The organism is Phaeobacter sp. 11ANDIMAR09 (assembly GCF_001294455.1).
Taxonomy (GTDB): Bacteria; Pseudomonadota; Alphaproteobacteria; order Rhodobacterales; family Rhodobacteraceae; genus Pseudophaeobacter.
In genome coordinates this window covers 182,829-190,610 of sequence record NZ_LIKT01000008.1, presented here as the reverse complement: position 1 = coordinate 190,610, position 7,782 = coordinate 182,829, and the positions used below count along the sequence as shown (strand labels likewise).

Sequence of the window (7,782 nt, the reverse complement as noted above, 5' to 3'; positions counted from 1 at the left end):
ATACCGAGGCCGTGGGATAAGCCCGTCCAGGGAAAGGGGAACTCTGTCTATCAGTGGATTTGTGCAACAGAGTCGGGCCTGAGCCTAACAGTACCGAAACGTTCTGGATGGCAATTATGTCCCATTCACTTGCCCAAACAGTGGCAGGGTCGCGAATTTGGTGCACGGTAATACAATCATAGCCCGACGCGGGCCGAATGCACTATCAGCGTTGAAATAGAAGGGCATCGAGGTTGTCTGACAGCACCGCGCGATCCACTTGATTCACATACCACTCTATAGTCTCACGAATGCCATCTTCAAAGGACACTTCTGGGGACCAGTTTAGCCAAGTCTCTTGGTTCGTGGTGCTTGCAGCACGGGCATGAACACCTTCGGGTTTGCTCGTGTCGAAAAAGAAGCCGCTTTCCGGTTTGTGGCCGACGATATCGCAGATGATTTTTGCAGCATCGCGGATCTTGGTAATCTCATGTGTGCCAACATTGACCGATCGGCAGTCGTCAATGTTTTCGGTTGCAAGCAAAATACCTTTAACCACATCCGAGACATAGGTGAAGTTGCGGTCCTGATTTCCGCTGCCCCAGACTTCAAATGGATCCATTTTCAAAACGGCTTTGGCGATAAACGCAATGATCGCATGGCTTTCGTTCTCGCGCGGGCCATAGACGGTGAAGAGGCGGCAGGAAACACCCTTCAAGCCGAATTGTTTGCCGTAGGCCGCTAATGCCATCTCGCCCATGAACTTTGCCCAGCCATATTCTCCATCCGAAAGTGCGGCCCCTTCCGTGAAGGGATCAGCCATCTCCTCTGACAAAAAGCGAGCCTGTTTCGACGTATCTTCGACTTGCAAGTTGGTCGGATAGACGCAAGCGGAGCTCGTATAGCTAAAGCGCTCCACTCCGTTGAGATGCGATGCACGCAACATATTGCCATCGATGATGAAATTCTGTGAGATCTCTGCTGGATGTGTTTCGATGTAGCCGCGACCGCCGTGAATATTGGCCAAATGAAAGACTGTTTGCTGACTTTCGGTGGCAGTCAGGCAGGTGCCGTAATCGCGCAGATCTCCCTTGATGAAAGTGATCGTATCCTCGATATTTGCAAGGTTTTCCCGCCGTCCGCTGGACAGATCATCAACCACAGTCACCTCTGCGCCCATTTCAATGAGGCTTTCACAGAGGTGGCTGCCAATAAAGGACGCGCCTCCGGTGACGAGAACACGTCGGTTGAGATAAAAATCAGACATTCAGGCTAGGCTCCTTTGGAGGTTCTATTTAACTGAGGTTGGGGGCTTGTGCGCAACTGTAAAATACCCGGATATTGTCAAGTAGTAATTCAACCTCGCGGCAGTCAACTCTAATTTTGAGAGATGTTTTTTGTCCGTCGGCGAGGTGAGACATTTTTAGAGAATACGCATTTTTTCCGCGCTCATGTACCGGATGTGTTAACAGTGCTGTCCCGCCTACGTCGCTGACTGTCACGGTGAAATCTGCACCGTCTCCCACATTGTCACAGGTAAAATAGAGCTTCAGTTGCTCTATGGGCTGGCCATTGTGAAAGGTTGGGATGCTCAGAGTCTGCAATAGGCAACCTGTGCGTCCGTGGTTGCATACGGAACCCTTGGAGCCCTTTATCCCAACCGGTGTGACGCATGTGGCTGGTACAATGGAGCGAACATGCGGATCCGACGCGGGCAACTCTACATTCGGCAGAGGCGGCTCCAAGCGGGTGAACAATGTCGCAAGGCTCACGCCCGGAAGGCGCAGCAACAGGTCTGCAAATTTCTGCTCATAATACCAGTCGCGCTCGGACATAGCCAGCCCTAGGTAGCTCGCTCCTTCGTGCGTGAAAAGGCTGGTTGGGTCTGTGATGCCATATCCTGCATCGTTTAGGCTCACTGTTGCATTGCAGATTCGAACATCCAGAAAATAGTCTGGCGTCATGCGCCACATAAATGTGTCGTGCCTGAAATTGCGGACTGTGGAGTGGCCGAAGCCATAGAGACAACCGTCGTCCTCCAAGATACCGTTTGTGCCGCCTCGAAACAGGGTGAAGGCTTCATGGGGAGGGGCGATATCGAGCTGGGTTTGCGATTGATGGACGATTTCCACCTCACCGGTTTCGTGAACTTCCAAGACCGTGAGGGGTGCAAACCCATAGATAGCAAACAATCTCCCATCCTTAAGAAAAGGTTGCCAGTTCTTACCAAGCGGCAGGCCAGGAGCGCCGTGGACATCAAAAACGGTCTCTCCAGGTAGTTTGCGAACGCGGTAGAAGGCGCGCTCGGTATCACCATCGCGACGCATCAGCTTAAAGATATAGGCGACGGTTCCGTCCGAAACGACCCTGGGATCAGTACCATGCCCAAGCGACGTCTCATGGTCTGGATGCAGTCTGCCTTCACGTAATGTGTAGCGGGTTAGGATGTTCTCAGAGTTTTGCAACAAACCCTTCTTGTAGCCATCCATGGGCAACAGGGGGAAGACACGGTGTACGGAGTGTATATCCCCTAGGTGACTGAAGAAACATCGGAACACGTCGACGTCTTCGTGTAGGGCGCGCTCAGCACTTTTAAAAAAGGTAACGGTCGGACTGGAGGGAGCTGTTTCACTATGCGATAGTAAGTAATTGATTGCGCGAGTAACTATACGCATATGAATGGTCCTTAGGTGAGTGCAATATCAACCAATGTTTCATAGTAGCGTGCCATGCTTGGGGCAGAGATACAATTTTCTATTTGCAACTGATCCCATGATCAGAGTGCCCGTCCGTTGAAGCCGCCCTGTTGGGCGGGAGTATGACCTGTTACGCGGGTTGGGCATTGAAACGCCAAGGGAGTAACTCGTCGAGGCGTGTGATTTTGTGGTCGGCTAGGGGCACCTCACTTCGTAGTGATTTGCTAATAGGTCGGAGTACCGTTCCAGGCTCCGAGCCATGGCGACGAACAGCTCTCAGCGGATCCTACGATTTCGACCCCGTCTTCAGTTTGACTTACTGGTGCAACATAGCCGTCAGGCCCACGGACAGGCTTCCCAGCCACATCGCCTTTGAACACACAAACTCTGCCGACGCACAATTCAGAGAGGGCGCATTGTTGCGATGAGTTCTGCAACTTTCAGGCCAAATTTGCGCATCTCTGATTTGTTCAGGATCGCGCCATCTGCGGTCAAGTACATCCAATCTGTGGCCTGCAGGGTATGCCCGCCGGATTCCTGCGGAAGGATGATTTCGTAGCTCAAGCGCACGGTGGCACCGGACACGACGCCCTGAGCCTCCCCGACCAAGTCGTCAGCGGCTGCGGTAAACGTGTTATCGGGGCCAAGGGTCAGATACCACTTCCGGCTTTGGGTTTTGCCATTTGAATAGGTGAACTCTTCGGTCAAAGTCCCCGTGTCACCCTCCCAAGTTCCCACCATTTTGGCGGTAAAACGATTGGTCATTTTTCCGTTTGGCCCAAAAATCAGACCCTCGGACAGGATTTCTCCGGAGAGATGCCTTTTGAGATCAAAGTGTGGTCCTGTCTCGGCGTAGTCATTTGGAGACTGGAACCGAAAACTGAACAGATAGGTTTTGGCGATGATGGCGATCAGCAAGATCACCAGACAGGCTGCGAGCAATTTCATGACGAGGCACTTTCGGTAGGCAGCCTTAGCGCATAGCAAAAGGCCAGGGTTTTCAGGAAACAGGGAAGAATGGCATAGGCGGTGACCAGCGCGGCAAGCGCGGCTTTGGTGTTGTCAGTTCCGGGGTTGAAACCACGAGCCTCAAGCAGGGGCAAAGCAATTGCAGCCGCCAGGGCCAGGGCAAGTTTTCCGGCAAAGGACCAGATGCCAAAGGCAGCGCCTGCGCTGAGGCCTGCTTTGGTCAGCGAGATACTGAACAGGGCGGGCAACAAGAGCATATCTGCACCAAGCGCTGCCCCAGAGGCCATGCAGATCAAGGTGAAACCTACCGCATCCCCCGGTTCCAGGAAGGCAGCGCCAGCAAAGCTGGCAAGTGCCAGAGGCATAGCGATCAAAAGCGACGGCTTTGCACCGATCCTGCGGCTCAACAGGGTCCAGGCAGGCACGGCAAGCCCCGCAGAGAGAAAGAACAGCACCAAGAGCGGGCCAGCCAATTTGGGAAGCGCCAGGTAATCCTGAACAAAGAACAAAAACAGGGTGGAGGTCAGCGCCACAGGCAGACTGTTTAGAACCGCCAGAACCAGCAGATGTGATGCCCCGGACTGCCAGAGATTGGAAACCCCAAGCGGTCTCCCCACCACGGCCTGACGCTTCCAAATCGGCCTGGTCAAGACGGCAGCAAGAATGGCCAGCGCCGCTAAGAAGAGCCCAAAGACCGCATATCCCTGCCGGGCGGCCCCCAGTCCAACCAGCAGCGCCGGGGCAATTGCCGCCAGGATTACGCCGATCAGCATGCCGCTTTCGCGGAACGCAGCGAGCGTCATCAGATCGCGCGGTCTGGTTGAGCCGCTCAGCATGGCACTGCGCCCGTAGAGCAAGATCATTCCCAGACTATAGGCCGAGAAGAGCAACATCAGGATCACGGTCATTTTTGCCAGCAGATAGGGCCCGGGTTGCAACCCAAACAACAGCGGGAACCCCAGAGCCAAGCCAAGGGCAGCAGCCCAACCAAAGCTGGACTGGTATTGCGGCCAGCGATCCACCGCCCAACCAATCAAGGGATCCTGCACCAGATCAAAGGCTCGGATCGCCAATAGAACAGCGCCAAGAGAGCCAAGGCTCAGACCCAGATCGGTTGCCGCAAATTGCGGCAGATGAATATACAAAGGGATCCCTGCACTGGCCAGCATCAAGGCATAAAGGCCGACCCTTGGATACTGCGTCATTGCCCTAGGAGTGCCCGTGTGAAGCCTGCAGAGCGGCTGTTTTTGCCCAGAAAAATCTCCATAAAGCGGGTTTTTATGGCTTCTTGGGACAGGGTGCAGACCGGGACTCCCCTGCGCCAAAACGTCAGCCTGTCCGGCCCGTCACTGACGGCCAGGTAACTGTCTCCGACCTCAACAGGCTGGTAGCATTTCTGCAGTTGATCCCGAATGGGCAACGCGTTTCCCATACGGGCCATCTCTTGCAGGGTGGCCTCCACCAGATCAGATTGGCTCAACTGGCGCTGATAGGTTAGCTCAAGGCCAAAATCTTGTGACCAATCCAGTGGCTGACCGCCCTGGGTGAACAGGCGCGCCTTGTAGATAGGAAAGCCCAGAAAACGAAACGTCGCTTCTCCGCGCTGCTCTGCGCCGCGTGGCAGATTACCTGGTTGCGAGGCCGCCGCAATGACAGGTGCCAAGCACAGGCTGGTCCAAAGCAACAGGCTACGCATGGGCCAGCTCGACCTGGACAACATTGGTGTGTCCAATCGCAAAGGATGCGGCACAGATCTCCAGATAGTACTGCCAGTTGCGGAAAAATCCTTCGTCGTAGCCCTGTTCTTGGATTTTACGTTTTTGTGCCACCAAACGCTGCGCCCAGATCCGGCAGGTCTTGCCGTAGTCCTGGCCAAAGGCAAAAGAATTTTTCACCTGCAGGCCAGCCGCTCGCGCTTGATCTGCGATCACTTGATCTGACAACAGCATGCCCCCCGGGAAGACATATTGCCGGATGTAGTCAGAGGAGCTGCGATAGGTCTCAAAGAAACTGTCGGGAACCGTGATCGCCTGCAACATGACACGGCCACCCTCTGACAGGTTGCGTTTCAACGTGTCAAAGTAACTGGGCCAGTATTTTTCGCCCACGGCTTCGATCATCTCGATGGAGACGATATTGTCGAAGGCTCCCCGCACATCGCGATAATCGCGTAGCTGTATTTCAGCGCGGCCATCTAGACGGCAATCCGCATAGGCGTGTTGATTGCGCGAAATTGTGACGCCAGTCACATCGCGTCCCTCGGCGCTGGCCTGTTCAGCAAATCCCCCCCAGCCGCAGCCGATTTCCAAGACCCGCTCACCCTGATTGAGATGGGATAAGACACGTTCGTTCTTGCGCGTCTGCGCCTGGGCCAGATCATCGCCGGTATCGCCAAAGAGGCCCGAAGAATAGGTCATGCCCTCATCTAGCCAGAGCTGATAAAACTCATTCCCCACATCATAATGGGCTCGAATGTTCTTGCGCGATCCGCGTTTGGAATTGGCCCGTATGACCCGATCAACAAGGCGGAACTTTACGCGGTTGAAGGGGCTGGCCTGATCATAGCTGCCCAGATGCTCACGATTCAGCATCGCCAATGAGGTTAACCCCTCGATCGAAGGTGTGTCCCAAAGCCCCTGGACATAGGCCTCCCCCAGTCCGACCTGCCCATGTGCTGCCAGGGCCGAGACCGCTGCCCAGTCGCGAATTTCCATCTCCGCTTCGGGGCCGTGATCGCCGAACTGATAGCGCTCTCCGTCTGGCGTGCGCAGAGTTAGGCGCCCTTCACGCAGTTGCGCGCAGGTTTCCAGAAATTGCTTTTTCATCGCTTTGTTCGTCAATGTCATGCTTGGATCCTTTTGCGGTCACTGGGGTCTGCGAGTTCATCATCCGGACAATGCGCATTGCACTGGCGATGCCGTCTTCGTGAAAGCCATGGCGGTTGTAGGCACCTGCGAACCAGGTGTTGTTTTGGCCCTGCATCGACTGCAGCTCACGCTGTGCCTGTAGGGCAGCTTGGTCAAAAACCGGGTGGGAAAACTCGACCTGATCGTAGATTTTGGTCTCTGGGATTGGCCGGGTTGGGTTCAGCGTCACAAATAGCGGATCACATTCGGGAATGTTCTGCAGTCGGTTCATCCAATAGGTCACGCCCAGCCCCCCATTCTGGCTGCGATAGGCCCAGCTTGACCAACAGGAGCGGCGCCTGGGCATTTGACTTTCGTCACAATGTAGGACGGCAGAGTTGGTTTGGTAGCGAATGGAGCCAAGCGCGGAGGTTTCCGCCGCAGTTGCACTATGGCCAAGAATTTTTAGCGCCTGATCCGAATGACAGGCAAAGACCACCTCATCAAAAAGCTGTGCACCCTGTCCCTGAACCACCAGGGACACACCAGGCTCAGCGCGGGCAACCTGTTCAATGGGGGCGCCGGTGTGAATGGTGCAGCCCCGTGCCTTGAGGGCCGCTTCCAAGCGGCGAACATATTCGATGCTGCCGCCTTTGACGGTCCACCATTGATGTTGCCCCGTTCCTGCCAGCAAAGCGTGATTTCGAAAAAACGAGATCAGGGATTTTGCCGGGAAGGCGTCGACATCCGTGACCGGCGTGGACCAGATCGCCCCACACATGGGTAGGAGGTAATTGTCGCGAAACCATCGGCCAAGACCCAGCTTGTTGACCAGTTCACCGATCGTCATTGTGTCGTCTTTTGCTGCCGCCTCGGCCTCGCGGCCAAACCGCAGGATATCGGCAATCATCTTGTAATACTGGGGCCGGAACAGGTTGCGCTTTTGCGCCGTGATCGCAGAGAGGCTGTTAAGCCCGTATTCGATGCGGCCGTTGTCGATGCTGGCACAAAAGCTCATCTCACTTTTGATGACTGGAACGTCCAGATCCCGGAACAGACGCGTCAAATAAGGGTAGGTGGCGTAGTTAAAAACAATAAAGCCTGTATCAACCGGCTGGTCGCCGTTTCTTCCAGCCAGAACCGTGCGGGCGTGTCCGCCCAATCGTGGCGCCGCCTCATAGAGGGTCACATCATGGGATGCGGCAAGATAATAGGCTGCGGACAGTCCGGATATTCCGCCTCCGATGATCGCGACCTTGCGGCGCGGGCCTTGGGTTTGATCCAGCATACTG

At 55.0% G+C, this 7,782-nt stretch carries 7 protein-coding genes; all 7 read right to left on the bottom strand.

Translation table 11 applies throughout. The annotated features are described in order from the left end of the window. Positions 1 to 205 precede the first annotated feature (205 nt). The 7 genes from AN476_RS09500 to AN476_RS09470 all read right to left on the bottom strand — a co-directional run bounded on the left by AN476_RS09500 (position 206) and on the right by AN476_RS09470 (position 7,778). Positions 206 to 1,246, bottom strand: a complete 1,041-nt coding sequence (locus AN476_RS09500; protein ID WP_054461104.1) for an SDR family NAD(P)-dependent oxidoreductase — start codon at positions 1,244 to 1,246, stop codon at positions 206 to 208. A 28-nt stretch (positions 1,247 to 1,274) separates the two neighbouring features. Beyond that, entirely contained in the window at positions 1,275 to 2,654 is a 1,380-nt protein-coding gene (locus AN476_RS09495; protein ID WP_054461102.1) for a hypothetical protein, read from the bottom strand. A gap of 423 nt (positions 2,655 to 3,077) precedes the next feature. Beyond that, the gene (locus tag AN476_RS09490; protein ID WP_054461100.1) at positions 3,078 to 3,623 is read right to left on the bottom strand and encodes a DUF3833 domain-containing protein; all 546 of its coding nucleotides are present in this window, start codon (positions 3,621 to 3,623) and stop codon (positions 3,078 to 3,080) included. After that, on the bottom strand, positions 3,620 to 4,849 hold the full coding sequence (locus tag AN476_RS09485; RefSeq protein WP_054461098.1) for an MFS transporter: 1,230 nt from the start codon (positions 4,847 to 4,849) through the stop codon (positions 3,620 to 3,622). The genes AN476_RS09490 and AN476_RS09485 overlap by 4 nt, the downstream gene beginning before the upstream one ends. Further along, complete coding sequence (locus tag AN476_RS09480; RefSeq protein ID WP_054461097.1) at positions 4,846 to 5,340, bottom strand: hypothetical protein; 495 nt, start codon at positions 5,338 to 5,340, stop codon at positions 4,846 to 4,848. Before AN476_RS09480 ends, AN476_RS09485 begins: the two co-directional genes overlap by 4 nt. Further along, positions 5,333 to 6,490, bottom strand: a complete 1,158-nt coding sequence (locus tag AN476_RS09475; protein WP_054461095.1) for a cyclopropane-fatty-acyl-phospholipid synthase family protein — start codon at positions 6,488 to 6,490, stop codon at positions 5,333 to 5,335. The genes AN476_RS09480 and AN476_RS09475 overlap by 8 nt, the downstream gene beginning before the upstream one ends. Then, entirely contained in the window at positions 6,429 to 7,778 is a 1,350-nt protein-coding gene (locus AN476_RS09470; protein WP_054461092.1) for an NAD(P)/FAD-dependent oxidoreductase, read from the bottom strand. Before AN476_RS09470 ends, AN476_RS09475 begins: the two co-directional genes overlap by 62 nt. Between the last annotated feature and the right edge of the window lie 4 nt (positions 7,779 to 7,782).

What these genes read in the sequence shown, in the direction of transcription:
- AN476_RS09500 (WP_054461104.1), bottom strand. Translation starts at nt 1,246, where the DNA reads ATGTCTGATTTTTATCTCAACCGACGTGTTCTCGTCACCGGAGGCGCG.
- AN476_RS09495 (WP_054461102.1), bottom strand. Translation starts at nt 2,654, where the DNA reads ATGCGTATAGTTACTCGCGCAATCAATTACTTACTATCGCATAGTGAA.
- AN476_RS09490 (WP_054461100.1), bottom strand. Translation starts at nt 3,623, where the DNA reads ATGAAATTGCTCGCAGCCTGTCTGGTGATCTTGCTGATCGCCATCATC.
- AN476_RS09485 (WP_054461098.1), bottom strand. Translation starts at nt 4,849, where the DNA reads ATGACGCAGTATCCAAGGGTCGGCCTTTATGCCTTGATGCTGGCCAGT.
- AN476_RS09480 (WP_054461097.1), bottom strand. Translation starts at nt 5,340, where the DNA reads ATGCGTAGCCTGTTGCTTTGGACCAGCCTGTGCTTGGCACCTGTCATT.
- AN476_RS09475 (WP_054461095.1), bottom strand. Translation starts at nt 6,490, where the DNA reads ATGACATTGACGAACAAAGCGATGAAAAAGCAATTTCTGGAAACCTGC.
- AN476_RS09470 (WP_054461092.1), bottom strand. Translation starts at nt 7,778, where the DNA reads ATGCTGGATCAAACCCAAGGCCCGCGCCGCAAGGTCGCGATCATCGGA.